The sequence below is a fragment of the Streptomyces sp. NRRL F-5755 genome (genome assembly GCF_001279365.1).
GTDB lineage: Bacteria > Actinomycetota > Actinomycetes > Streptomycetales > Streptomycetaceae > Streptomyces > Streptomyces rimosus.
The window spans coordinates 179,445-203,842 of record NZ_LGCW01000295.1 but is presented as its reverse complement, the minus strand read 5'-3'; the positions used below and the strand labels follow the sequence as shown (position 1 = coordinate 203,842).

The following is a 24,398-nucleotide window of genomic DNA, read 5'->3' as shown; positions in this document are numbered from 1 at the left end:
CGCCGCCCGAAACGCCGCCCGAAACGCCGCCCGAAGCGCCGCTCGAAGCACCACCCGAAGTGACGCCCGACACAACGCCCCACGAAATGCCCGACGAAGGCTTGTTATGTGGTGACAGGGCGAGCGTGGCATTCGGCGGAAGCGCATGTCACAGTCGGGCCATGAAGAAGATCACGGCGTTTCTGTCACCCGTCGCAGCTGCAACGATCCTCCTCGCCGGGGCCGCCGCGCCCGCGAACGCGGCACCGTGGTGGAACAAGAAGGAGAGGTGCAGCGCGGTCGACCCCGACGGCCGGGAGATACCGACGCGCATCGGCAACGCCGAACTGGGCTGGAACCACTTCACCGGACGGCACAACATCCGCAAGTGCGATCTGCTGAACATTCCGATCGGCGGCAAGGTCGACAAGAAGAACGGGGCCAACCTGCAGTACGAGGGCATTGCCTCGAACCGCCAGTACGGTCGGGTGACCATCATCGTCAAGGCCCGCTACGCGCGGAAGACGGACGACAAGCGTTACGACGCCGGGAAGGGGAATACGATCGGCGTGATCACCGCCTATTGCAAGGGCATGCAGAAGTGTCCGAACTGGGTGAATCAGTGACGTACGAGCGGGAAGAGATCGTGGAGCAGCAGGCCGACATCGCGGGCCTGCTGATCCACCACGTGGACGCGCCCCTCGTCGAGGACCAGTACGTACGCGGCGTCCTCCCGGCGCCTTCCGCGACGGACGCCGTGCGCGTCGTGCTCGGCGACAAGGGCGAGTACGCCCCGGACCGGCTCACCGCATACGAGATCCCCCTGCGTACGGGCGACGCGCTGCGCACACCGCACGACATCGCCGCCCTCCTGCGTACCGTTCACACGGGCACCCACATCTACCCCCGCGACAGGGTCGGCACCGTCATGGGAATGACCCTGTTCACCGTGGACCCCGCGACCGTGACACCGGCCCCCTTCACCAACGACGACTGGAGCCTCACGCTCCTGCGCTGTCTCGCCTCCCCCTCCACCGAGGAACCCCCGGAGGCGCGTTTGTGCGGCTTCCTGTTCCTGGCCCCGGACCGGCTGCGTCTCTATCTCGACGCCGAGGAGGCTCCCCCCGGGGTGACGGCCGCCGATGTACGTCCCGGCGGCGCTCTGACGGCGCTGCTGGCGGCCCTGCCGTCGCTGCTCGACGAACAGCGCCTCACGACGACCGGCGCCGACGATCCGCACTGTGCACGCGTGGTCGACCTCACCGACTGGTAGGCAGCCGGTAAAACCGCAGGCCACTGGAAGGGCGCTGATCGGCCGCAGCCTAGACTCCCCCTGGCACCGGACCGTCGTGGTGCCGTATGACCGTAAGGAGCAAGGGTGTTGGACCAGGGATACCCGGCGGACCGTATCGACACCGGTACGGCGCACTCGGCGCGTGTGTACGACTACATCCTCGGCGGCAAGGACCACTACGCCGTGGACCGCGAGGCCGGCGACGCGATGTGCCGGGAGTGGCCGGCGCTGCCCGTGCACATGCGGGCCAACCGCAAGTTCATGCACCGCGCCGCCCGTTACCTCGCCCAGGAGGAGGGCATCGGGCAGTTCCTGGACATCGGCACCGGGCTGCCCACCTCGCCCAACCTGCACGAGGTGGTCCAGGAGATACGGCCCGACGCGCGGGCGGTGTACGTCGACAACGACCCGATCGTGCTGACCCACGCGCGGACGCTGCTGACCGGCTCCGCCGAGGGCCGGACCGCGTACGTCGACGCGGACATGCGCGACCCCGAGGCCATCATCGGCTCCGCGCAGTTCCAGGAGCTGCTGGACCTGCGGAAGCCGGTCGGCCTGATGATCATCGGCATTCTGCACTTCATGCTCCCGCCCGAGGACCACAGCCTGGTGCGGCGCCTTCTGGAGCCGCTGCCCGCGGGCAGTTTCGTGGCCATGACGATCGGCACCGCCGACTTCGCGCCGCGCGAGGTCAACCGGGTCGCCGACGAGTACGCCGGCCGGGGCATGCCGATGAAGCTGCGGACGCGGGCCGAGGCGGAAGCGTTCTTCGCAGGGATGGACCTCGTCGCCCCGGGGCTGACGCAGGTGCACCACTGGCGCCCGGACGCCGACCAGGAAGCGGTCGACGACCGGGACATCGCCATGTACGGGGCGGTCGCCCGCAAGACCGCCTGACGCGCATGTTCCATAGCCCGTACGGCTCGTAGGCCCCTACGGGCCGTCCGCGCCTCCGGCCCCGCACCGGCCCCCGCGCCGGTCAGCCGGAGGCGCTCCAGATCTCCGGCTCCCACACGCCGGAGCGCCGCAGCGACGCGGGGCAGTGCAGGTACACGCAGGTATATCTCGTCGATGTCGAGGAGCAGGGCGAGCGTGGGCCGCTGCCCCCCGGACCGTCATGGCGTCGAAGAACGGCGCGTCGGTGAGGACGCGTGCCCTGCCGTTGATGCGGAGTACGTCCTTGCCGCCCGGTATCAGATAGAGCAGCCCGGCGTGCGGGTTCTCCAGGACGTTGTGGAAGGTGTCGGCCCGCCGGTTTCCCGGCCGGTCCGGCAGGGCCGGTGTGGTGGCGTCCAGGACCTGGGTGAAACCGGGCAGGTCGCCGTGTGGGGAGACGTCGCAGTTGCCCTGTGCGTCGGACGTGGAGACCAGGCAGAACGGCGACCGGCAGCGGTCGGCGGGGCCGGGGGGCAGTATGTCGCCGGCGGGGGTGGGGGAGGGTTACCTTGCTTGAGGGCTCGGAAAGGGGCGGCCGGTGCGGCGGTTGGGCCGCTGACCTGCGGCGAAGCGCTTGCCGAGCACCGTCCGGCCGTCCTTGGACACCGCCATCCGGGGGATCACCCCCGGGCCACCCGGCTGCCTCCGCCGGCATGCGGCGGCCGGCGGGAGCGGGTGTGCTGAAGACGTACGTAGCTGGTTCACGACTTAGGAGCGATCTGCATGCGTATACGTCTCACCCTGGCCGGCGCGGCGCTGGCCGCGGTTACCGTCGTCGCCGGAGCCCCCGTCGCGGGAGCGACCGACGACCCCGGGACACCGCCGAAGACGAACGGCCAGGCCGGTAAGACGAACGGCCAGACCGGCACCAAGAAGGACACGGCGACCACCGGCACCAAGAAGGACACGGCGACCACCGGCACCAAGAAGGACACGGCTGCCGCGGACACGAACACCAACACTCCCGACCTGGGCATGGCCGCGATTCCCGCGGGCAACCGGGAGCTCGTCGGGCGCATCATGACCGGCCTCGGCTGAGAGGGTTTTCCCCCGGTTCCGGGACGCCGGCGTCAGCTCCTTGGCGCCGGCGTCCTGTGATGTGCGGTGCGGGCCGCGGTGCCCGGTGCGGACGGGAACAGAAAGCCGGGCCCGTCGGTTCCCTGGGCAACAGCTTTCAGGTCTGCACCACTTGAGGGGAAACTGATCATGAGCAGCGAGGGGCGCTTCGCCGGCAAGGTCGTGATCGTCACCGGCGCCGGGTCCGGGATCGGTGCCGCCACGGCGCACCGTTTCGCACGCGAGGGCGCCACCGTCGTCGCGGTCGGGCGTACGGAGGAGAAGCTGCGCCGGACGGTCACCGGGGCGCCCGACGGTTCGACCGTCGTCGCGCACGTGGCGGACATCTCCGACGAAGCGGCGGTCACCGCTCTGGTCGAAGCGGTGACCGGCGACCACGGCCGGCTGGACGTGCTGGTCAACAACGCGGCGGTCGCCACCGGCGGCACCGTCGAGCACACCGACACGGCCGGTTGGCGTCGGATCATGAGCGTCGACGTGGACGGCACCTTCTACATGTCCAGGGCCGCCGTACCGCATCTGCGTGCCGTCGGCGGCAGCATCGTCAACGTCGGGTCGGTCTCCGGCCTCGGCGGGGACTGGGGCCTGGCCGCCTACAACGCGGCGAAGGGCGCGGTGGTCAACCTCACCAACGCCATGGCGCTCGACCACGGGGCCGAGGGCATACGGGTCAACGCCGTACACCCGAGCCTCACCGCCACGGAGATGGCCGGGCCCCTGCTCGCCGACGAGTCCCTGGTGGCCGCGTTCCGGCAGCGCATCCCGATGCGGCGCCCCGCCGAGCCCGAGGAGGTCGCCGATGTCATCGCGTTCCTGGCGAGCGACGACGCCCGGTTCGTCAACGGCGTGCACATCCCGGTCGACGGCGGCCTGAGCGCGTCGTCCGGCCAGCCCCGTATCTTCTGAGGGGGCGGACGCGGTGGTACGGCGCCCGACGGGCGGAAACCCGGTGCGGGTGCCTTCTCCTGTACGCGGAAACCCAGTGGTCTCATCTCATATTAGTAATTGCCCGATAGAGCGAATGTAGGAATATCGCTCACCGTGCGTGGGCATCGCGCCAGACGAAGAGTGCTCCCTGCATCCGCCTGGTCAGAAGGCGTCGCACGACTGCCACGCGTGCCGCCGCCGAGTCCCCGCTGACCGGTGCCTGCGCACCGGCGGGACGGCTTGCGAAGTCCTCCCGGCCGGACACGGAGGTGCGGGACACCTGCCAAGACGACGGGCGTTCAGCTGTATGACGCTGCCCGGGTCGCGGCGCAACCCTGGTGCGGTTCCACGCGTTGGAGGAGGGGGATGGCCGCCGACCGTCGCGCAGCCAACGATGCCCTGCGGGCGCTGCTCTCGGCAGCCGGCTGGACCTATGAAGCCCTGGCGAGGAACGTCAACGCGCTCGGTGCCGAGAACGGTATACGGCTGCGCTACGACCGCACCTCGGTGGCGCACTGGCTGGCCGGGTCGGTTCCCCGCCCGCGTACCAGGGAATTGATCGCCGAGGCGTTCACCCGCAAACTCCGCCGTCCCGTTCCCCTCGGAGCATTGGGCATGGGGAAATCCGCCGCCCCTGATGTCCTCGACAGCCTCGACGCGTACGTGCGGAAGGGTGCCGACGGGGAAAGGCGCGCGGTGCCGCTGCTGGCCACGCTGTGCGGAATGGACGCCGACCCCGCGCGGCGGCGTCTGGTGCAGCAGTCCGTCTACAACGCCGTGGAAATCGATGCGCCGGTGTGGCCGGGAAGGAGCGCCGAAAGCGCCGTTACGGAGCGGCCGTTGTCGCGGAAAGACACCGGCCGCCCGGGAGGCGCCGCGGGACTGCGCAGCGCCACGGATTTCTTCCGCCGTGCCGGTGACTTCGGCGGCCGCCACGCCCGTTCGGCCCTGGTGTCCTATCTCCACGACGATGTGGTGCCCCGGCTGCATGCGGGAGGCCCCGAGAGTATGTACCTCCCGCTGCTGGCCGAGGCGGCGCGGCTGGTCCATGTGCTCGCCGGCATGTACGTCGACGACGTGTGCAACGGCGCGGCCCAGCACTATCACCGTGCCGCTCTCCTCCTGGCCGCCGAGGCCGGTGACCGTACGACGTACGCCGTCGTGCTGCGGAGCATGAGCGGCCACGCCCTTGACCTCGGCCACCGCCGCACGGCCCTGCGCCTGGCCGTGGCGGCCCTCGGCATCGCCACGGCCGACGCGCCCCCCGAGGTGCGGGCGCCGCTGCTGGCCCAACTCGCGCTCGCCCAGGCCGCGGTCGGGGACCGCCGCCGCGCGCTGGCCTCCCTGTCGGAGGTGGCGCGGCAGCAGTACGAGATGTCCGATCGGCGCACGTCAGGGCGCTGCGTACCCGGTTCCTCCGGGGCCGCGCTCGCCTGCCGGAAGGGGCGGACGCTGGCGCTCCTGGGGGACCGCACGGCGGCGATCACCGCCCTGCGCGCGTCCCTGGAGCAGCGCTCGGCGACCGCGTACCTCCCCTGCGCGCTCACCCGCGCGGAGATCGCCCGGCTGCTCCTCGGCGACGGCCGGCTGGAGGAGGCGTGCGCGACCTGGCACCGGTTCCTCGACGACTACCTGCACCTGCGCTCCGGCCGCGCCGACCGCATTCTCGCCGGGCTGCGCGGGGAACTGCGGGTGCACGCCACGCGCCGACCGGTCCGGTCCCTGTTGCGCCGGGTGGACGCGTTCGTACGGAATCCGGAGTGAATGCCGCGCGTGCGAACGCCTGTTGTTGCGCCATTGCCGCACAACACGTTCAACACGCTGCGGTCGCCGAACCGGAATGAGGGCCTTTCGGCGCGTGAACTCATGGAGTGACACCGCGATTTCCACGGACGGGCCGGAGAGGTTCGCCCATGCGGATGTCCGGTCGTCGCTGTAAAGGGAGCCGCGGTAACGGGAAAGGGGAAATGTGGGGGAGCGGCCGGAGCCGTCCGTGCCGAGCACCCCGGTCAGGGGACCGCACAAACTCTCCGGCCGCGTCATCCGCCCCACGGGACGCGGCCGGAGGCCGGAATACGGCGCGCCCGGAACGCACGACTCCCTCGAAGGCCCCCGTTCCCGTCGGCCGTACGGGCCGCGCCGTACCAGCTCGCCACCATCGCCACCGTGAGGACCCCATGACGTACTCCGTATCGTCCGCTGCCCGTTCCGCCGCCGCGACCGCGGGACCCGGGCGGGTCCTGCTCGCCTCGCCCCGCGGCTACTGCGCGGGGGTGGACCGTGCCGTCGTCACCGTGGAGAAGGCCCTGGACCGGTACGGGCCGCCGGTGTACGTCCGTCAGCAGACCGTCCGCAACGCGCATGTGGTCCGCGCCCTGGAGCGCAGGGGAGCGGTCTTCGTCGGGGCGGCCGACGAGGTGCCCGAGGGCGCGGTCCTGGTCCTCCCGGAGCACGGGACCGCCTTCGAGGCCCACGCCGAGGCGGCGCGGCGCGGTCTCACCACCGTCGACGCGAGCTGCCCGCGGATCACCAAGGTCCCCGTGGAGGCCCGGCGGTTCGCCCGCGAGGGCTATGACATCCTCCTGATCGGCCGCGAGGGGCACGAGGAGGTGCTCGGCGCGTTGGGTGAGGCGCCGGACCGCGTCCACCTGGTGGGCGGCCCCGACGACGTCCCGTACCTCCGGGTCGCGGACGAGGGGCGGGTGGTCTGGCTGTCGCAGACGACGCTGTCGGTGGACGAGACGGCGGTGACCGTCCACGCGCTCAAGGCACGGTTCCCCGCGGTGCTCGGCCCGCCCGGCGACGACATCTGCTATGCGGCGCGCAACCGGCAGGCGACGGTGCGACGGCTGTCCGGCGTCTGCGACCTGGTACTCGTGATCGGCTCACGGAAGTCCGCCGCCGCGGCCCGGCTGGCCGAGACGGCGGTCCTGGCCGGTGTGCCCGCGGCCCATCTGGTCGACTGCGCGGAGGAGATCGACCCGGCCTGGCTGCGGGGCATGTCCATCGTGGGGCTGACCAGCGGCGCTTCGGTGCCGGAGATTCTGGTTGCCGAGGCGTTGGACCGGCTTGCCGCGTATGGCTTCGATGATGTCGAGGTCATTCGTGCCGAGGGGGGTGGGCCGGAGTGGGGGCCCGCTGCGGTTGCTTGGTGGGGGGACGGTCGCGGGTTCTGAGCCGGCTCGGCCGTATGGCGATGTCCGCCCGTACGGCCATGCCCGCCCCCACCGGGTCACCGCCGCCCCGTCCCCCGCTCCGGGCGGAAGAGTACCCACAGCAGGAAGGGGCCGCCGAGCACGCTGGTGATCACGCCGACGGGGATCTCGACGGGGGCGATCACCCGGCCCAGTGCGTCGGCCCCGGCGATCAGGGCGCCGCCCACCAGCCCGGAGGCCAGTACGGGTACCCGCGACCGGCCGCCGAGGCGGTCGGCGAGGACGGGGGCGGCCAGTGCGACGAAGGCGATGGGGCCGCCGATGCCCGCCGCCGCGCCGGAGAGCACCACCGCGAGGGCCAGCGCGAGGGCGCGGATGCGGCGGACGGGCACGCCGAGTCCGGCGGCCGTGTCGTCGTCGAAGCGCAGCAGTTGCAGCCGGTTCCCGGTGGCGAGGGCGAACGGAAGCAGGACGAGCAGGACCAGCAGCAGCGGTGTGCCGACCGACCAGTCGCGGCCGCTGAGGCTGCCGACCGTCCACAGGAAGACGCCGCCCGCGGTGTTGTCGTTCTGGCGGGACATCACGAGGTCGGTGACGGCGCCGACGACGGTCGAGACGCCGATGCCGACGACGAGGACGCGGTGGCCCCGGTGGCCGGCGCCGCCCGCGCACAGCACGACCAGCGCGGCGGCCAGCACCGCGCCGACCGGCCCGAGCCACCACTCGCCGATCATGCCGGTGGACGAGCCGACGACGGAGGCGACGACGGCCGCGGTGGCGCCCTCGTTCACGCCGATGATGTCGGGGGTGGCGAGCCGGTTGCCGGCCAGCGTCTGGGTGAGGCAGCCGGCGATGCCCAGTGCCGCGCCGACCATGACGCCGACGGCGATCCGCGGCAGCCGGAAGTCCTGGACCAGCATCACGGTGGCCGGATCGCCCGTACCGAACAGGCCGGAGAGCGTTTCGGCGAAGCCCATGCCGGTGGAGCTGGCGAGTGTGCCGAGTGCGACCAGGACCAGGATCAGCAGCCCCAGCGCCACGGCGACCAGCGCGCCGCGGCGGGGGAACAGCCAGGAGAGGGCGCCGGTCCGCAGGACGAGGCTGTCGGGCGGGGTGACGTCCGGGGGAGGTGCGGAAGCCGTGGAGGGGGCCGGGTCCGTATGGGGGCCGGTTTCGGCGGGCGGCCTGGGGGAGGGGATACGGGCCGCCCGGCCCTTCGCCGTCGGGTCCGTCATGCCGTGCCTCCCGCCGTGGACAGCCGCCGGGAGCGGGCGATCCAGATCAGCAACGGTCCGCCGACGAAGGCGAGGAGGACGCTCACGGGGGTCTCCCAGGGGCGGATGGCGACCCGGGCGAAGATATCGGCCGCGATCATCACATCGGCGGCGATCAGGGCCGACAGGGCGAGCTGCGCCGCCATGCGCGGGCCGGTGACGGCGCGGGCGGCGTGCGGGGCCAGCAGGCCGAGGAAGGCGATCGGCCCGGCGATCGCCACCGCCGACCCGGCCAGCAGCGTCACCGCCCCGGCGACGACCACCCGGATCAGGCCGGGGCGGTGCCCCAGCGCCCGCGCGCCGTCGTCGCCGAGCGCCAGGGCGGCCAGCGGACGGGCGGCGCCGAAGGCGACCAGCAGGCCGATGGCGATGAGCGGGATCAGCGGGTAGGTGTCGGAGGTCTTGAGGCCGGCCAGGGAGCCGATGGTCCAGTAGCGGAAGGTGTCGAAGGTCGACTGGGTGCTGAGCAGGACGTAGGAGGTCATGCCGTGGAAGGTGGCGCCGAGCGCGGAGCCGGCCAGCACCAGCCGCAGCGGTGACGCCGCGGCCCGGCCCGAGGCGGCGAGGAGCAGGACCACGGCGCTGGCGGCCATCCCTCCGGCGAGCGCCCAGCCGAGCAGGGCGTACGACGACCGCACCCCGAAGTACGTGAGGCCGATGACGACGCCGAGCGCGGCGCCCGAGTTCACGCCGAGCAGTCCGGTTTCGGCCAAAGGGTTGCGGGTGACGGCCTGGAGGAGGCAGCCTGCTGCGCCGAGGGAGACGCCGACGAGGACGGCGGCGAGGGTGCGGGGCAGCCGTACGTCGAGGACGGCGAGCCGGAGTTGGGCGTCGGCGCGGGCGGACGGGTCGCCCAGGAGGAAGTCCCAGGCACGCGCGACGGGACTGGAGCCGGTGCCGATGAGCAGGGACAGCACCATCAGGACGGCCAGCAGCGCGGTCAGGGCGACGGCGGCGGTCAGGATGCGCCGGCGGGGTCCGGGCGGCCGGGGCGGAGGGGGCTCGGTGCCGCCTACAGGGGCCCCGGTCTCTTGCGCAACCAACATAAGGTTAGCCTAACCTAAGGATCGATCGGGGTTTCTGTCGCCCGACAGGACCGAACGCCTTGGTATTTCCGGCATGCCCCGAAACAACCGTTCCGTCAAACGCCGCCCCGGCGCCGGACTTCACGACTCGGAGACTACAGACATGTCCACGCACCCCTCGCCGCGCGTCCGCCCGACCGCGGCGGCCGTCGTCACCACCGCCCTGGCGCTGGCCCTCACCGCCTGCGGAGGGGACGGGGCCGGCGGCTCGGAGAAGGCGAAGACCGGCGGCGCCGGCAAGGTCACCGTCACCGACGCCACCGGCGCCGAGGTCGAGGTGCCCGCCAAGCCGGCCAAGGTGGTCGCGCTCAGCGAGATGGACCTCGACTCCGCGCTGGCGCTCGGGGTCAAGCCGGTCGGGCTGACCGCGGGCCGCGGCCAGAAGGGCGCCCCCGAATACCTCGCCGGGCGCGCGGACGGCATACCGGTCGTCGGCGCCGTCACCGGCCCCGACATCGAGAAGGTGCTGCGCGCCAAGCCGGACGTCATCCTGGCCGGGCAGCTCGCCGACCAGAAGGTGCTCCAGCAGCTGAAGGCCATCGCGCCGACCGTCGTCACCATCGGCAAGGACAAGGACTGGAAGAAGGCCCTCGACCTCACCGGCCGGGCCCTCGGCAAGCAGAACGAGGCCAAGAGCTTCGTCGCGGGCTACGACGCCAAGGTCGCCGGGCTGAAGAAGAAGCTGGGCGCGCACGCGGGCGCCACCGTCTCCGTCGCCCGCTACTCCGCCAAGGGCACCGCCGTGATGCAGCAGGGCGTCTTCATCAGCGATGTCCTGAAGGACCTCGGCTTCAAGCGGCCCGGCATCCAGAACGAGCGCGGCCAGGGCCACTCCACCCCGATCAGCGACGAGGACATCAAGCAGATCGACGGCGACTGGCTGTTCATCGGCACCCTCGCCGCCAAGGGCAAGGACGCCGACCTGTTCGCCGAGCTGAAGAACAAGCCCGCCTACCGGCAGCTCGGCGCCGTCCGCGACGGCCACGCCACCGAGATCGACGGTTCGAAGTGGACCAGCCTCGGCGGCGGTCTGGCGGCCATGTCCGTCCTGGAGGACATTCACCAGGCCATGACCAAGTAACGGACCGCGCCGCCACCGGCCGGGCAGCGCCCGGCCGGGCGCCCGCCCCGCGGCCGTCCGCCGACGTACGGCCCCCTCCCGGCCGGCCCCGCCGGCCACACGCTCAAGGAGAACGACACGCCATGGCACTGACCATCGATCACCTGCGCGCGGACGTCGCCGACGTGCTCGGCGAGGACCCGGCCGACATCCCGGTGGACGAGAACCTCGTGGACTACGGCATGGACTCGGTCCGCATCATGGCGCTCCTGGAACGCTGGCGGCGCGACCACGACACCCGGGCCGGCTTCGTGGACCTCGCCGAGCAGCCCGCCATCGAGGCGTGGGCCCGCATCCTGGGCGTCGCCTCGTGACGGCGCCGGTCGACACCGGAGCGCGCGTCCGCGACACCGGTACGGACGGCCCGGATGCCGGTATGCGCAGCCGGGAGACCGCCGAGGGTCTGCCGCTGACGGCCGCGCAGACCGGCCTGTGGTACGCGCAGGCCCTGGACCCGGCGAGCCCCGCGCAGAACACCGCCGAATACCTGGAGATCCACGGCCCGGTGGACCCGGCGCTGTTCTCCGACGCACTGCACCGGGTGGTCGCCGAGGCCGACGCGCTGCGGGTCCGCATCGTCGAGACCGACGGCGGGCCGCGCCAGCTTCCGCTGAGCACCTGCCCTGCGCCGCTGCCGCTTCATCTGGCGGACCTGCGTACGGAAGGCGACCCCGACGGCGCGGCGCGCGCCTGGATGCGGGCCGACCTGTCCGAGCCGTTCGACCTGGCTGCCGGTCCGCTGTTCGCGCACGCGCTGTTCCGTGTCGGCGACACCCGCTGGCTGTGGTACCAGCGCGTCCACCACGTCGTCATGGACGGCTTCGGCTACTCGCTGCTGGCCCGCCGGACCGCCGAGGTCTACACGGCGCTCGCGGCCGGCGAACCCGTCGGCCCCAGCCCCTTCGGGCGGCTGACCGACCTGGTCGCCGAGGACGCCGCGTACCGGGCGGGGGAGACGTACGAAGCCGACCGGCGGCACTGGAACGAGGCGTTCGCGGACCGGCCCGAGGCCGTCGGTCTGGCCGGGCGCACCGCCCTGCCCTCCCGCACCCACCTGCGCCGCACCGCGCACCTGGACCCCGAGGCCACCGGCCGGCTCAAGGAGCTGGCCTCCTCGGTCCGTGCCACCTGGCCCGACGTGCTGCTCGCCGCCCAGGCGCTGTACCTGTCCCGCGCCACCGGCGCCGAGGAGGTCGTCCTCGGGCTGCCGATGATGGGCCGGATGGGCTCGGTGGCGCTGCGCGTCCCCGGCATGGTCATGAACGTACTGCCGCTGCGGCTGACCGCGAGCCCGGCCGCCACCTTCGCCGAACTGACCCGCCAGGTCGTCCTCGGCATCCGGTCGGCCCGCCGCCACCAGCGCTACCGGTACGAGGACATCCGCCGCGACCTCGGACTGCTCGGCGCGGACCGGGCGCTGGTCGGGCCGCTGGTCAACGTGATGCCGTTCGACTACGGACTGGACTTCGCGGGCGCCCCGGCCACCGCGCACAACCTGTCCACCGGACCGGTGGACGAGCTGACCGTCAACGTCTACGACCGCGCCGACGGCCGCGGCCTGCGCCTCGACTACGACGCCAACCCCGCGCTGTACGAGGAGGCGGAACTCGGCCGCCACCAGGAACGGTTCCTCGACCTGCTCTCCCGGCTGGCGCACGCCGACCCGCACGAGCCCCTGGGCACGCACGGCATCGCCACCGCGGCCGAGCGGACCCTCGTACTGGAGACGTTCAACACCACATCCCGGCCGCTGCCGCCCACCACCCTCATCGGCCCCATCGAGGCCCAGGCCGCCCGCACCCCCGACGCCACCGCGCTGGTCCACGGGGACACCGCGTGGACCTACGCCGAACTCGACGCCCGGGCCAACCGGCTGGCCCGCCACCTCGCGTCCCTGGGCGTGCGCCCCGGTACGCCGGCCGCCGTCGCCGTACCGCGCTCCGCCGACCTCGTCCTCGCCCTGCTCGCCGTCCTCAAGGCGGGCGGCGCCTACCTGCCGCTGGACCCCGACTACCCCGCCGACCGGCTCGCGTACATGCTCGACGACGCCCGGCCGGTGTGCGTGATCACCGACCGGGAGGGCCGCGTACCGGGCGACGGGCAGGTGCCGGCGGTCGTCCTGGACGGCCTCGACCTGACCGCGTACCCCGGCACCGTCCCGCCGCGCCCGCTCACGCCGGACCACCCCGCGTACGTCATCTACACCTCGGGCTCCACCGGCCGCCCCAAGGGCGTCGTGGTCGGCCACCGGGCCATCGACAACCGGCTGCGCTGGATGCAGGGGCAGTACGGCCTGGAACCGGGTGACCGGGTGCTCCAGAAGACGCCCTCCGGCTTCGACGTGTCCGTGTGGGAGTTCTTCTGGCCGCTGCGCCAGGGCGCCACGCTGGTGGTGGCCGACGCCGGCGGCCACCGCGACCCCGCCTACCTGGCCCGCGTCATCCGCGAACAGGCCGTCACCACTTGCCACTTCGTCCCGTCCATGCTCCAGGTGTTCCTCGCCGAACCGGACGCGGCGGCCTGCACGGGGCTGCGCCGGGTGTTCTGCAGCGGCGAGGCGCTGCCGCGCGAGACGGCCCGCGAGTTCGCCCGGACGCTGCCCGGAGTCGAACTGCACAACCTGTACGGCCCCACCGAGGCCGCCGTCGACGTCACGTACCACGCCTGCGCGCCCGACGGTGAGGGGCCGGTGCCCATCGGGGCGCCCGTCTGGAACACCCGCCTGTACGTCCTGGACGCGGCCCTGCGCCCCTGCCCGCCCGGCGTCCCCGGCGAGCTGTACCTCGCCGGAACCCAGCTCGCCGACGGCTACCTGGGACGGCCCGGGCTGACCGCGACCCGCTTCGTCACCGACCCGTACGGGCCCGCGGGAAGCCGTATGTACCGTACCGGCGATCTGGCCCGCTGGACCGATCGCGGCGAACTGCTCTACCTCGGCCGCACCGACCACCAGGTCAAACTGCGCGGCCAGCGCGTCGAACTCGGCGAGATCGAGGAGGCGCTGGCCGCCCTGCCCGCCGTCGGCGCGGCCTGCGCGGTGGTGCGCGAGGACCGGCCCGGCGACCAGCGGCTGACCGGCTATGTCACGCCCGAGAGCGGCGACGGCGCGGCCCCGCCCGACCCGGAGGAACTGCGCGACGCGCTCGCCCGCACGCTGCCGGAGCACATGGTGCCCAACAGCGTGCTCGTGCTGGACGCGTTCCCGCTCAGCCCCAACGGCAAGCTGGACCGCAAGCAGCTCCCCGCCCCCGCCTTCACCTCGGGGCCCGGCCGCGCCCCGCGCACCCACCGGGAGGAGACCCTCACCCGGCTGTTCGCCGAGGTGCTGGGCCTGCCCCGGGTCGGCGTGGACGACGCGTTCTTCGACCTGGGCGGCACCTCGCTGCTGGCGGCCCGCCTGATGGCGCGCGTACGCGACACGCTCGGCGTGCGACTGGCCATCGGCGCGCTCTTCCAGGACCGCACCCCGGCCGCGCTCGCCGCCCGCCTGGACGGCGACGGGTCCGGCGGCGACGCGCTGGACGTGCTGCTGCCGCTGCGCCAGGCCGGCGACCGCGCGCCGCTGTTCGTGCTGCACCCGGCGGGCGGCATCAGCTGGTGCTATTCGGGCCTGCTGTCCCGGCTCGGCCCGGCGCAGCCGGTGTACGGCCTCCAGGCCCGCGGCCTGGCCCGCGACGAACCCCTCCCGGCGACGATGGAGGAGATGGCCGCCGACTACGTACGGCAGCTGCGCACCGTCCGGCCGCACGGCCCCTACCGGCTGCTCGGCTGGTCCGTGGGCGGCGTCCTCGCCCACACCGTGGCGGTGCGGCTCCAGGAGGCGGGGGAGGAGGTCGACTTCCTGGCCCTGCTGGACGCGTACCCGTCCGACCAGTGGCGCGACCAGGCCGTACCGAAGGAGACCGACGCGCTGACCGCTCTGCTGCGGATGGCGGGCTTCGAGCGGACGGACGAGCTGACGCGGGAGGACGTCCTGGAGACGCTGCGCCGCGAGGGCAGCGCGCTGGCCGGGCTGTCCGACCGGACGCTGTCCGCGGTCGTGGACATCGTCGTCAACAACGCCCGCCTCATGCGGGAGCACCGGCACCGGGTGTTCACCGGCGACGTGCTGTTCTTCACCGCCGCCGCGCCACGCGCCGAGGACTGGCTGACCCGGGAGGCGTGGACGCCGTACGTGCAGGGCGAGCTGGCCAACCACGACGTGGAGTGCCTGCATCCGCAGATGACGCAGCCGCGCTGGATGGACGGGATCGCGGCGGTGGTCGCGGCGCGTCTGGCCGAGCTGGACGGTGCAACAGCCGTTCGCACGGTGGGAGTTGGAGGCGGCGCGACTCCGGCCTGAACACCTGCTTTCAGTGCGCAACTTAGGTAAGGCTAAGCTAACCTTTGATCGTGTCGGGTGGATCACCCCCCGGACCTTCCTCTTGCCTGCCTCTCCCCGAGGAGTGAAGACCATGAGCGCCACCAAGTCCCCGCAGCCCCGCACCGTTTCCCGCCGTCTCGTCCGCCGCGCGACCGCCCTCGCCGTCGCCGCGGGCAGCGTCCTCGCGGTGAGCGGCACCGCCGTCGCGCACGACCGGCACCCGCACGGCGGGGCCGCGCACCAGCCGTCGTACCGCGTGGACACCGCCCAACTGGCCACCGGCCTCTACCAGTCGGCCTACTCCGAGCGCCACCACGTCCTGTGGACCACGACGGCCGTCGGCCGCCCGCCGGTCACCCAGTCCAGACTGCTGAAGGTCGATCCGAAGACGCTCAAGACCAAGGCCGCCTACACGCCGCCGGTCACCGACCAGGCGACCGGCGCGGTCGAGGCGGTCTACGGCGTGGCCGTGGACGACGAGCACGACACCGTATGGACCACCAACACCCGCAACAACTCGGTGGCCGTCTACAACCAGCGCACCGGCAAGCACCTCGCCACCCTCCCGGGCGTCGCCCACGCCCGCGAGGTCGTCATCGACAAGCGCCATGACCTCGCCTGGGCCAGCGGCTTCGGCGACGGCTCCCTGGTCGCCTTCGACACCCGTACCTTCAAGGAGAAGAAGCGGGTCAAGGTCGAGGGCGCGGGCACCGCCGGACTCGCCGTCGACACCCGCACCGGCACCGCCTACGCCACCGACCTGACCAACGACCGGATCATCGTGGTCGGCCCGTACAAGTCCGAGCCGCGCTTCATCCCCACCGGTGACGCCCCCATCGGCATCGAACTGTCCGCCGACGGCCGCACCGCCTACACGGCCAACCAGGCCGCGGGCACCCTCTCCGTCGTCGACCTGCGCAAGGGCACCGTCACCCGGACCGTCACCACCGGCGCCGGCGCCATCTCCGTCGCGGCCGACCACCGCTCCGGCCGGGTCTTCGTCGCCAACCGGGGCAGCGGCACCACGACCGTCGTGGACCCGGAGAAGGGCACCGTCCTGGCCGACCTGGCCACCGGCCCCAACCCCAACCACGTCACGGTCCGCCGCGGTACGGCCTACGTCGTGGACAAGTCCGCGGCGGGCGCGGACCGCGTCGACTCGGTGCACCGCATCAGCCTGACGCGCTCGCGCTGAGGTCACGGGCGTACGGCGGTCACCGCTGCGGGGCGTCCCCCGTCAGCTGATCGCCGAGGGTGCTGCGCCGGTACAGCACCTGCCGCCCGTGGCGGGCGCGCGTGACCAGCCCGGTCGCGTGCAGGACGCGCAGGTGCTGGGACACGGCGCTGGGCGTCACCCGCAGGCGGCGGGCCAGTTCGACCGTGGGCAGCGGTTCCTCCAGGAGGGTGAGCAGTCTCGTGCGAGGGGCGCCGATCAGCGACACGAGGTCATGCGTGCCGGTGGTCGGCGCCGGCGCCCAGAGCGTCCCGATCCCGCGGCTGGGATAGACCAGGGACGGGGGCGCCTCCGGGCTGACCGGTGGCGCGGGCTTGTGGGCGAACACCGAGGGCAGCAGGAGCAGTCCCCGGCCCGAGGCCGCCGCGTGGTGCCTGCTGATCATCTTGTCGATGTACAGCACGCCGTCGTGCCACCGCAGGTTGGGATGCATGTCGGCGAAGAGCAGCCGGGTGCCGCCCATGGCCAGCTGCCGCGCGCGATACGTCATGTCGGCTTCCACCACGAGCCGTATCTGCGGCCACCACGGCCGCACGGCGCTCTCCCAGTAGTCCCGCAGCAGCTCACAGATGGTGTTCCGGAGCCGGACGACCGGCGCGTCGGCACGCGAGGCCGCGTCGCGCAGCGCTTCGGGGAGCGGGTCCGGCGCGTGGGTGGCAAGCAGGTCACGGCGTACCAGGTCCGGGGGAGTGGCGCGGACCTGGGCCAGTTCCTCTTCGAAGGCCGGGGCGAAGCCCGCGGGCCTGGGGGTCAGGAAGTCCGGCAGCGTCAGCCTGCGCGCCACCAGGGACATCAGCAGACCGGTGTCCAGCGCCCCGAGCCTGCCGAGCACGGACCGGCGCCACGGGAGATGCAGCGCGAAGAGCCCAGGACTGTGCAGGACCCGCAGGCTGAACACGGTTTCCTGCAACGGCGAGACCGCGAACCGGGTGTCCGCGAGGTCCTCGACGTCGAGTGCGAAGCTGATCATTAAGCTCTACGCTACATCGATGGGCTCCGGGCCGCCGGTGCCGTGGACTGTGGCCATGACGCATCCCCGCACCCCTGCGGCCCGCCGATGAGCCGTCGGCTGGTCCTGCTCCTGGCCGTCACCTGCGCTGTGGCCGTGGGCAACATCTACTTCCCGCAGGCCGTCACCCCGCTCCTCGCGGACGGACTGCATGTGCCGTCCGACACGGCCGCGCTGGCCGTGACCGCCACACAGATCGGATACACGGCCGGCATCGTCCTGCTGGTTCCCCTCGGCGACCGGTTCGCGCACCGCTCGTTCCTCGTCGTCCTGCTCGCTCTCACCGGACTGGCCTTGCTGGCCGCGGGCTGCGCGCCCGCCCTGCAACCCCTTGTCGTGCTCAGCGCCGTGGTCGGGCTGACCACGGTGGCCGCGCAGGTCGTCGGCCCACTGGCGGCCGGTCTCGTGGCTCCCGACCGCCGGGGCGCGGTGATCGGCACTCTGTTGAGCGGGTCCACCGGCGGCATGCTGCTGGCCCGTACGTTCAGCGGCACGCTCGGCGAATGGCTGGGCTGGCGTGCCCCGTACCTGGTGGCCGCGGCCGTGGCCCTGCTCCTCGCCACCGTGCTGGCGTTCGCGGTGCCCGCGACGGCTCCTGGCTCCCGGCAGTCCTACCCCGCGCTTCTGGCCGGGCCGCTGCGCCTGTTGCGCACCGAGCCGGAGCTGCGCCGCTCCTGCCTGTACCAGGCGACCGTCTTCGCCGGATTCTCCGCCGTCTGGACCTGTCTGGCGCTGCTCCTCGACGGCCCGGCCTACCGGCTGGGCGCTCCGGCCGTCGGCCTGCTCGCCCTGGTCGGCGCGGCGACGATGTTCTGTACTCCGCTCGTGGGCCGCCTGGTGGACCGCTTCGGGCCCGATCCGGTGAACACCGTGTGCCTGGCCGCCGTTCCCGTCTCGGCCGCGATCCTCGCCGTGGGCGCTCGCGGCGGCGCGCCGGGCCTGGCCGCGCTGGTCCTCGGCACGCTGCTCCTCGACGTCGCGATGCAATCCGGCATGGTCGCCAACCAGGCCCGCGTCTACGCCCTGCGCCCCGACGCCCGCAGCAGGCTCAACACCGCCTATATGACCTGCGCTTACCTGGGCGGCAGTGCGGGTTCCTGGCTCGGGGCGCGCGTCTGGAGCCGGGCCGGGTGGTGGGGCGTGTGCGCGCTCGCGGCGGGACTCGCCGCGGTCGCTCTGATCCGCCACCTGCGGGCGCTGTACGCGGCCTCAGCCTGCCGCCGTCAGCTGTCGGCGGACCCGGCCGTCGCCCCCGGGCCGAGCAGCGCGCACAGCCCGTCGGCCAGTTCCGTACGCCAGCACAGGTAGTCGTGGCCGCCGTTGTACTCGCGGTAGACCGCGTCCTCGTAGCCCTTGGCCGCCAGGGTGTCGCGCAGCCGGCGGTTCGCGGGCAGGGCGACCCACTCCTGCTCGCCCGCCGACAGCCGGAACCGCACCGGCAGCCGCGGGGACGCCCCGATCCGGTCGGTCAGCCACTGGGCGCCGGGCCCGTTCGGCCACCAGAAGGAGCCGGACTGCGCCAGGACGCAGCCGAACCGGCCGGGCGCGGTCACCGCGGTGTACGCGGCGGTCAGACCGCCCAGACTCTGGCCCGCCACGACCGTACGGGCCGGGTCGGCGGTCAGCGGCAGGTCCGCGGCGGCCCATGGCAGCAGCTCGTCCGCGAGGAACCCGGCGAACCGCGGGTCGCAGGTCATCTCGGCCCAGCGGGCGTCCGCGCCCAGGGACTCCGGCAGCAGCGCGGCCAGCGGCGGAATCCGGCCGTCCGCGATGAGGTTGTCCAGCAGGGTGGCCACCCCGAGCCCCGGCTGCCACATCTCCCCGTCCAGGAGGACGAGTACGGGCAGTTCGGCACCCGGTTCGGCGCCACGCGGCGGCGCGTACCGCCACACCCGGCGCGCGTTGCCCAGCCGGGCGCTGTGAACCGTATGCACGGAGACGCTGCCGCGGGGCACGCCCGGCCGCTCCCGCCACTCCTCGCCGCGCGGCGCGCCGGGCAGCGCGACGCAGGAGGCCGGGGGACCGCCCCAACGGCTCGCGAGGGTATGCGGATTGAGCGGGTCCAGGCGCCGTTGCGCACGCAGCCACGGCCAGTACGCCTCGTCGTCGGCGGCGGGACCGTCGCCCTCGTCCACACACAGCGTGTACGTGGCGTGCCAGTCCCGGCGCATCCGCACGGACCAGTGCCACACGTCCGTGCCGGGTACGCGGTCCATGAGATTGCCCGCCGGATCGCGCGGATCGGCGAGCTTGTTGGGCGACACCAGAACCGCGCGGGTGGCGGCGGAGCCGCGCCAGAGGAACGTGACCAGCGCGTGGTCCGCCGCACCCCACGGATCCGGCCCGACCAGCGGCGTACCGTCCCGCTCCACCGTTCGCCAGAAGTCCGCCCCGGCCGCCCGGCGGACCATCCGCTCGTCCGTGACACGCGGCACGGGGGAGGGCCGCGGCACGCGGGGAGGATGGCGCGGCGTGTCGGCGGGCGGGGCGGCTGCGGTCATCGGGGCGGTCTCCGTGTCCGGGGCGCGGGTGGCCGGGTGGTCGATAAGGTAAGGCGAGCCTTACCTTATCGTCAGCGTTCCGGGCGTCGCATCATCCACAGCGTCGGCCCGTTCTCCGGCAACTGCACCTCCTGCAGCACGGTGAAGCCGAAGTGCTCGTAGAAGGGCAGATTGGCCGCCTTGGAGGACTCCAGGTACACCGGCAGGCCCGCCGCGTCGGCCTTGGCCAGCCCCGAGCGCAGCAGGGCGGCCCCGTGCCCCTGACCCTGGCCGGCCGGGTCGGCGCCGATCACGGCCAGGTACCAGTGCGGCTCCTGGGGCGCGTGCTCGGCGGCCGCCCCGACGATCTTCCGGAACAGGGGCCCGCGGTCACCGAGGAGGCCATCGAGCTCCCGCAGTGTCTCCTCGCCGGGAACGGCCTTGTCCCGCGCCTCCGGAGGCACCCAGAAGGCGGCCGCCGCTCCGGTGCGCTCGCACACACCGTGGTGGGCGTACTGCCGGGTGAAGATCGTGGTGAAGTAGCGGCCGAGCCGCTCCTCGCGGGCGTCCTCGCCGGGCAGGAACCAGTGCATCATCGGATCGTCGTCGAAGGCGCGGGCCAGGGTGCGACTGATCATCGAGGCATCGTCGAGCGTCGCCGTCGTCGGCGTGTTCGGTATCGACATACGGGTCATTCTGCACCCCGGTGATCATGGGCGGCGGGCGGGGTCGGGTTCCTCCCGGAGCCCACACGGCGGCGGGGCGGTGCCAGTTGGGAACTCCGCACCCTGCGCCCGGGCGGGTGAGCGCGCCGGGACCGCCACCGCCCACCGTTTAGGACCGACCGCTCCGGCTACCCACCCGGGATGAACGATTACGTGGACACCGCCACCCTGCGGATCGCCTACGACGTCAGCGGCCCGGCGGACGGGCGGCCGGTGGTGGCGGTGCACGGCTGGCCGGACGACATCCACTGCTGGGACGGGGTGCTGCCGTACCTGCACCGGGCCGGCTGCCGGGTCCACCGGCCGTATCTGCGCGGCTTCGGGCCCACCCGCTTCCGCTCCGCCGGCCGGCGGCGCAGCGGGCAGATCGGCGCGCTCGGCCGCGACCTGGCCGACTTCGTCGAAGCGCTGGACCTTCAGGACGTGGTGGTGGCCGGACACGACTGGGGAGCCCGCGCCGGATACGTCGTCGGCGCGCTGTTCCCCGGCCGGATCGGCGCGCTCGTCGCGATCTCGGCGGGCTACTCGACCAACCGGCCCGACAGCGCGGTGCCGTATCCGCTGGCCCACGCCTACTGGTACGAGTGGTACATGGCCACCGCCCGGGGGCGCCGGGCGATGACCGAGGACCGCCGCGGCTTCTGCCGCTACCTGTGGACCACCTGGTCACCCGGGTGGGACTTCGCCGACGCCGACTTCGAGCAGGCGGCCGGGGCCTGGGACAACCCCGACTGGGCCGACATCACCGTCCACGCCTACCTGCACCGCTGGGGCGAGGCGCCCGGCGATCCGGCCTACCAGGACATCGAGGACCGCCTCGCCGACCCGCCGCCCGTCCGCGTCCCCGCGCTCGTACTCCACGGCGAGCAGGACGGGGACAACCGCGCCGGCACCACCGAGGGGCAGGAGGGCCTGTTCGCCGGCTCCTACGAACGTGTCCTGCTGCCCGGTATCGGGCACTTCCCGCCCCGTGAGGCGCCGCGGGCCACCGCCGAGGCGATCCTGCATCTGATGCCCTGACCTGCCGTGCCGTCAGGGCGCGAAGGCCGTCACGGCAAGAAGAGCGTCACGGCGCGAAGTAGACCCCGGGCGGCACCCCCACCACCCGCCGGAACGCCGCCACGAACGCGCTCGGTGACGCGTAGCCGACCCGTGCGGCCGTGGCCGCCACCGTCGCGCCGCCCGCCAGCAGCGGCATCGCGGCCTGAAGGCGTACCCGGGTACGCCACTGCCCGAACGGCAGTCCCGTCTCCGCGGCGAACGCGCGGGCCAGCGTCCGGGCGCTCGCGCCCACTTCGGTGCCCCACTGCGCCAGCGTCCGGTCGTCCGCCGGATGCGCGCGCAGGGCGCGGGCGACATGGCGCGCCCGCGGGTCCCGGGGCAGCGGCGCCAGTACGGTCGCCACCGACAGCGGCACCAGCTGGTCGAGCGCGACCGCTTCGGCCCGCTGTCTGGCGTCCGCGCTCAGACCGTCATCGGCCAGGTACACGATCAGCTCGCGCAGCAGGGGCGGGACGCCCACGACGGTGGGCACCGACCAGTCCACCGGGCAGCGGTCGGGGCGGCACCACAGGCTCCGGCCCAGGACCGGGCCGGACGCGCCGGTCGCGTGCTCGGTGCCGGCCGGTATCCACAGCGCCATGGTCGGCGGCAGCACCCAGGTGTTGCCCAGGGCGCGTACGGCGATGACCCCGCGCTCGGCCCAGGCCAGTTGGTGGGTGGTGTGCCAGTGCCGCCCGTACCACTGGCCGTCGCCCACCGCGAAGCTGCCGACGACGACGGCGGCCTGCGGATACCCGCCGCGCGGCGCCAGCTGTCCGTATCGCGACAAGGTGTGTCCCCCCACCTCGTGGTGGACATCCTCCGCGGTTCCTAGCATCGCCGCATGACCTCCATGAATCGGTTACACCAGTGGATCTGCAGCTCCGACAAGTGGGCCCGCGGGGTCGAACAGCGCCTGCTCCCGTGGGCCCTGGACGGAGTGGAACCCGGCGCCGCCACCCTGGAGATCGGCCCCGGCTACGGCGCCACCACCCGCGTTCTGGAACGGCGCGTGCCCGGCCGCCTCAGCGTGCTGGAAGTCGACGCGGACTTCGCGAAGGACCTCCAGGAGACGTACGGGGAACGGGTCGAAGTCGTGCACGGCGACGGGACGTCGATGCCGTTCCCCGACGGCGGCTTCGACACCGTCGTCTGCTTCACCATGCTGCACCATGTGCCGTCCCCGGAACAGCAGGACCGCCTGTTCGCGGAGGCCGGGCGGGTGCTGCGCCCCGGCGGCGTCTTCGCGGGCTGCGACGGCTGCGCGAGCGTGAAGTTCCGCCTGCTGCACCTGGGCGACACCTACGTGCCCGTGCCGCCGGACACGCTGCCGCGGCGGCTGCGCGCCGCCGGGTTCGGGCAGGTCGGCATCACCGTCACGCAGGGAAGGTTCCGCTTCCGCGCCGTACGGAAGAGGTGACCCGGTGACGCTCGCCCGCGGGGGAGGCGAGCGTCACCGGCACAGCAGGAACACGTCCTCGGTGTCGTTGGTGTCGCCGGGCACCAGGTCCGTCGCCCAGGAGGAGAAGGCGATGCGCCGGGCGTGCGCGTCGGGCGCGGGCCGGCCGTGCCGTCCGGTACCAGGGGCCAGCACCCGTCGCGTCCGGCCCGTTTCGAGGTTGCGCACGCTGATCCCCGTACCGTCCTGGAAGACGAGGTGCCGGCCGTCGGCGCTGAAAGTGCCCGCCGAAGTGCTCCCGCCGGGCTCGGTGGCGTCCAGCCGCCAGGTCGTGGCGTGGCGCAGGTCGCGGACGAAGACGTTGTCCCCCCGGTTGGTGTCACCGGGCGTGATCTTGTCGGAGCGGGTCTGGAAGAGGACGTGGCGGCCGTCGGGGCCGATACCGGTCAGCGTGGACATCCGGTCCGAGGGCCCGGCTCCGTCGTACGGCACGTCGACCTGCTGCGTGCGCCCGGTCTTCCGGTCGGTCACGTACACGTCCTGCACCGGCGGCCCGGACACCTTCGACACGTACAGCCCGTACGCGACGAAGCGGCCGTCCGCGCTGATCTTCGGGCTGGCGGCGGCCCGGGCCCAGTCGGCCGGTGGGGCGCTCACCCGCTGGGTGACCCCCTTGACCAAGTCCCGCACGTAGATGCGTACTTCACCCAGCACGCCGAGCGGGTACCACGGTGTGTCGTCCGCCATGAAGGCCACGAAGCGGCCGTCCGCACTGAGGGACGGGCTCCGGGAGACGATGCCGTAGCCGTCGTCCAGGCCGACGTTCGCCTTGACGGTGCGGCCGGTGCGCAGATCCCGTACGTACACGTCCGCGACCTCGCCCGGAGGGCCGGGGCGCCCGTCGTCGGTGTGCGAGACGGACGCGAACGCCAGGTGACGGCCGTCGGCGCTCAGCGCGGGATCGTCCGTCCACGCGTCCGCGGGCGCGCCCACGTCCCGGGCGGTGACCCGGGTGAGAGCCCCGGTGCGCAGGTCCTTCCAGAAGACCTGCGGCCGGTACTTCACGCTGTCCGGCGCGAAGTTGGTGGCCTGTGAGGCGAAGGCGGCGACACGGCCGTCGGCGCTGAGGGAGGGGGCGTGCGAAAGGCCGTCGCCCTGGGTGCCGTTCGCGGTGACGCTGATCCGCTCGGTACGCGGTGGACCGGCCGCAGGTGCCGGAGCCGCCGCGACCGGCACACCGCCGACCGTCACCACGACCGCCGCCAGCCCGGAAATCAGCGCGGCTTTGGGGCTCACGCGT

21 protein-coding genes and 1 pseudogene are annotated in these 24,398 nt (G+C 73.1%); 14 read left to right on the top strand and 8 right to left on the bottom strand.

Annotated elements, in window-relative coordinates; genetic code table 11:
• Positions 1-161 precede the first annotated feature (161 nt).
• The 3 genes from ADK86_RS32065 (at position 162) to ADK86_RS32055 (ending at position 2,170) form a co-directional block, all read left to right on the top strand.
• The gene (locus ADK86_RS32065) at positions 162-605 is read left to right on the top strand and encodes a hypothetical protein (protein WP_053699736.1); all 444 of its coding nucleotides are present in this window, start codon (positions 162-164) and stop codon (positions 603-605) included.
• Complete coding sequence (locus ADK86_RS43985; RefSeq protein WP_199834509.1) at positions 602-1,252, top strand: hypothetical protein; 651 nt, start codon at positions 602-604, stop codon at positions 1,250-1,252. The genes ADK86_RS32065 and ADK86_RS43985 overlap by 4 nt, the downstream gene beginning before the upstream one ends.
• 108 nt (positions 1,253-1,360) lie before the next feature.
• The gene (locus tag ADK86_RS32055; protein WP_053699735.1) at positions 1,361-2,170 is read left to right on the top strand and encodes an SAM-dependent methyltransferase; all 810 of its coding nucleotides are present in this window, start codon (positions 1,361-1,363) and stop codon (positions 2,168-2,170) included.
• 82 nt (positions 2,171-2,252) lie between these two features.
• Here ADK86_RS32055 and ADK86_RS41640 read toward each other — a convergent pair.
• Positions 2,253-2,689 (bottom strand): annotated as a pseudogene (locus tag ADK86_RS41640) (pyridoxamine 5'-phosphate oxidase family protein).
• A gap of 243 nt (positions 2,690-2,932) precedes the next feature.
• Here ADK86_RS41640 and ADK86_RS32050 point away from each other — a divergent pair.
• The 4 genes from ADK86_RS32050 (at position 2,933) to ispH (ending at position 7,389) form a co-directional block, all read left to right on the top strand.
• Positions 2,933-3,247, top strand: coding sequence for a hypothetical protein (locus ADK86_RS32050; RefSeq protein ID WP_053699734.1), 315 nt, complete (start codon positions 2,933-2,935; stop codon positions 3,245-3,247).
• Positions 3,248-3,415: 168 nt separating this feature from the next.
• Positions 3,416-4,192, top strand: a complete 777-nt coding sequence (locus ADK86_RS32045; protein ID WP_053699733.1) for an SDR family NAD(P)-dependent oxidoreductase — start codon at positions 3,416-3,418, stop codon at positions 4,190-4,192.
• Positions 4,193-4,579: 387 nt separating this feature from the next.
• On the top strand, positions 4,580-5,977 hold the full coding sequence (locus tag ADK86_RS32040) for a hypothetical protein (RefSeq protein ID WP_053699732.1): 1,398 nt from the start codon (positions 4,580-4,582) through the stop codon (positions 5,975-5,977).
• A gap of 413 nt (positions 5,978-6,390) precedes the next feature.
• Positions 6,391-7,389, top strand: coding sequence for a 4-hydroxy-3-methylbut-2-enyl diphosphate reductase (gene ispH, locus ADK86_RS32035; RefSeq protein WP_053699731.1), 999 nt, complete (start codon positions 6,391-6,393; stop codon positions 7,387-7,389).
• Between the two features lie 56 nt (positions 7,390-7,445).
• On the opposite strand, the gene ADK86_RS32030 is transcribed toward ispH, so the two are convergent.
• Together ADK86_RS32030 and ADK86_RS32025 are read right to left on the bottom strand one after the other, a co-directional pair.
• A complete protein-coding gene (locus tag ADK86_RS32030; protein WP_107088614.1) occupies positions 7,446-8,603 on the bottom strand; it encodes a FecCD family ABC transporter permease in 1,158 nt (385 codons plus the stop codon).
• The gene (locus ADK86_RS32025) at positions 8,600-9,688 is read right to left on the bottom strand and encodes a FecCD family ABC transporter permease (protein ID WP_420718892.1); all 1,089 of its coding nucleotides are present in this window, start codon (positions 9,686-9,688) and stop codon (positions 8,600-8,602) included. The genes ADK86_RS32030 and ADK86_RS32025 overlap by 4 nt, the downstream gene beginning before the upstream one ends.
• Before the next feature lie 142 nt (positions 9,689-9,830).
• Between ADK86_RS32025 and ADK86_RS32020 the strand changes: the two genes are divergently transcribed.
• The 4 genes from ADK86_RS32020 (at position 9,831) to ADK86_RS32005 (ending at position 16,405) form a co-directional block, all read left to right on the top strand.
• Complete coding sequence (locus ADK86_RS32020; RefSeq protein WP_053699730.1) at positions 9,831-10,808, top strand: ABC transporter substrate-binding protein; 978 nt, start codon at positions 9,831-9,833, stop codon at positions 10,806-10,808.
• Between the two features lie 122 nt (positions 10,809-10,930).
• Positions 10,931-11,161 (top strand): phosphopantetheine-binding protein, encoded by a 231-nt coding sequence (locus ADK86_RS32015; RefSeq protein WP_030589087.1) that lies wholly within the window; start codon positions 10,931-10,933, stop codon positions 11,159-11,161.
• A 62-nt stretch (positions 11,162-11,223) separates the two neighbouring features.
• Positions 11,224-15,189, top strand: coding sequence for a non-ribosomal peptide synthetase (locus ADK86_RS32010; RefSeq protein ID WP_053699853.1), 3,966 nt, complete (start codon positions 11,224-11,226; stop codon positions 15,187-15,189).
• Between the two features lie 112 nt (positions 15,190-15,301).
• Positions 15,302-16,405 carry a YncE family protein gene (locus ADK86_RS32005; protein ID WP_053699729.1) on the top strand — a complete coding sequence of 368 codons (1,104 nt, stop codon included), beginning with the start codon at positions 15,302-15,304 and terminating at the stop codon, positions 16,403-16,405.
• Between the two features lie 19 nt (positions 16,406-16,424).
• Here the strand turns inward: ADK86_RS32005 and ADK86_RS32000 are convergent, their stop codons facing one another.
• The gene (locus tag ADK86_RS32000) at positions 16,425-17,414 is read right to left on the bottom strand and encodes an ArsR/SmtB family transcription factor (protein ID WP_053699728.1); all 990 of its coding nucleotides are present in this window, start codon (positions 17,412-17,414) and stop codon (positions 16,425-16,427) included.
• An 87-nt stretch (positions 17,415-17,501) separates the two neighbouring features.
• On the opposite strand from ADK86_RS32000, the gene ADK86_RS31995 reads away from it, so the two are divergent.
• Positions 17,502-18,761, top strand: a complete 1,260-nt coding sequence (locus ADK86_RS31995; protein WP_053699727.1) for an MFS transporter — start codon at positions 17,502-17,504, stop codon at positions 18,759-18,761.
• On the opposite strand, the gene fes is transcribed toward ADK86_RS31995, so the two are convergent.
• Both fes and ADK86_RS31985 read right to left on the bottom strand, forming a co-directional pair.
• Positions 18,677-19,954: an enterochelin esterase gene (gene fes, locus ADK86_RS31990; RefSeq protein ID WP_053699726.1), complete on the bottom strand. Its 1,278-nt coding sequence runs from the start codon at positions 19,952-19,954 to the stop codon at positions 18,677-18,679. The two genes, ADK86_RS31995 and fes, sit on opposite strands and share 85 nt — an antisense overlap.
• A 71-nt stretch (positions 19,955-20,025) precedes the next feature.
• On the bottom strand, positions 20,026-20,628 hold the full coding sequence (locus tag ADK86_RS31985) for a GNAT family N-acetyltransferase (RefSeq protein WP_053699725.1): 603 nt from the start codon (positions 20,626-20,628) through the stop codon (positions 20,026-20,028).
• A 171-nt stretch (positions 20,629-20,799) separates the two neighbouring features.
• Here ADK86_RS31985 and ADK86_RS31980 point away from each other — a divergent pair, with 171 nt between their 5' ends.
• The gene (locus ADK86_RS31980) at positions 20,800-21,678 is read left to right on the top strand and encodes an alpha/beta fold hydrolase (protein ID WP_053699724.1); all 879 of its coding nucleotides are present in this window, start codon (positions 20,800-20,802) and stop codon (positions 21,676-21,678) included.
• Positions 21,679-21,724: 46 nt separating this feature from the next.
• On the opposite strand, the gene ADK86_RS31975 is transcribed toward ADK86_RS31980, so the two are convergent.
• Positions 21,725-22,537, bottom strand: coding sequence for an AraC family transcriptional regulator (locus ADK86_RS31975; RefSeq protein WP_234346141.1), 813 nt, complete (start codon positions 22,535-22,537; stop codon positions 21,725-21,727).
• A gap of 6 nt (positions 22,538-22,543) precedes the next feature.
• Between ADK86_RS31975 and ADK86_RS31970 the strand changes: the two genes are divergently transcribed.
• Complete coding sequence (locus ADK86_RS31970) at positions 22,544-23,119, top strand: class I SAM-dependent methyltransferase (protein WP_053699723.1); 576 nt, start codon at positions 22,544-22,546, stop codon at positions 23,117-23,119.
• 33 nt (positions 23,120-23,152) lie between these two features.
• Here the strand turns inward: ADK86_RS31970 and ADK86_RS31965 are convergent, their stop codons facing one another.
• On the bottom strand, positions 23,153-24,394 hold the full coding sequence (locus ADK86_RS31965; RefSeq protein ID WP_053699722.1) for a TolB family protein: 1,242 nt from the start codon (positions 24,392-24,394) through the stop codon (positions 23,153-23,155).
• Positions 24,395-24,398: the final 4 nt, after the last annotated feature.

Coding starts and splice junctions, on each gene's coding strand:
- ADK86_RS31995 (WP_053699727.1), top strand. CDS start 17,502: ATGAGCCGTCGGCTGGTCCTGCTCCTGGCCGTCACCTGCGCTGTGGCC.
- ADK86_RS31975 (WP_234346141.1), bottom strand. CDS start 22,537: ATGCTAGGAACCGCGGAGGATGTCCACCACGAGGTGGGGGGACACACC.
- ADK86_RS32045 (WP_053699733.1), top strand. CDS start 3,416: ATGAGCAGCGAGGGGCGCTTCGCCGGCAAGGTCGTGATCGTCACCGGC.
- ADK86_RS32040 (WP_053699732.1), top strand. CDS start 4,580: ATGGCCGCCGACCGTCGCGCAGCCAACGATGCCCTGCGGGCGCTGCTC.
- ADK86_RS31980 (WP_053699724.1), top strand. CDS start 20,800: ATGAACGATTACGTGGACACCGCCACCCTGCGGATCGCCTACGACGTC.
- fes (WP_053699726.1), bottom strand. CDS start 19,954: ATGACCGCAGCCGCCCCGCCCGCCGACACGCCGCGCCATCCTCCCCGC.
- ADK86_RS32025 (WP_420718892.1), bottom strand. CDS start 9,688: ATGTTGGTTGCGCAAGAGACCGGGGCCCCTGTAGGCGGCACCGAGCCC.
- ADK86_RS31985 (WP_053699725.1), bottom strand. CDS start 20,628: ATGACCCGTATGTCGATACCGAACACGCCGACGACGGCGACGCTCGAC.
- ADK86_RS32020 (WP_053699730.1), top strand. CDS start 9,831: ATGTCCACGCACCCCTCGCCGCGCGTCCGCCCGACCGCGGCGGCCGTC.
- ADK86_RS32010 (WP_053699853.1), top strand. CDS start 11,224: ATGCGCAGCCGGGAGACCGCCGAGGGTCTGCCGCTGACGGCCGCGCAG.
- ADK86_RS32030 (WP_107088614.1), bottom strand. CDS start 8,603: ATGACGGACCCGACGGCGAAGGGCCGGGCGGCCCGTATCCCCTCCCCC.
- ADK86_RS32000 (WP_053699728.1), bottom strand. CDS start 17,414: ATGATCAGCTTCGCACTCGACGTCGAGGACCTCGCGGACACCCGGTTC.
- ADK86_RS32015 (WP_030589087.1), top strand. CDS start 10,931: ATGGCACTGACCATCGATCACCTGCGCGCGGACGTCGCCGACGTGCTC.
- ADK86_RS32005 (WP_053699729.1), top strand. CDS start 15,302: ATGAGCGCCACCAAGTCCCCGCAGCCCCGCACCGTTTCCCGCCGTCTC.
- ADK86_RS32065 (WP_053699736.1), top strand. CDS start 162: ATGAAGAAGATCACGGCGTTTCTGTCACCCGTCGCAGCTGCAACGATC.
- ADK86_RS32050 (WP_053699734.1), top strand. CDS start 2,933: ATGCGTATACGTCTCACCCTGGCCGGCGCGGCGCTGGCCGCGGTTACC.
- ADK86_RS31970 (WP_053699723.1), top strand. CDS start 22,544: ATGACCTCCATGAATCGGTTACACCAGTGGATCTGCAGCTCCGACAAG.
- ispH (WP_053699731.1), top strand. CDS start 6,391: ATGACGTACTCCGTATCGTCCGCTGCCCGTTCCGCCGCCGCGACCGCG.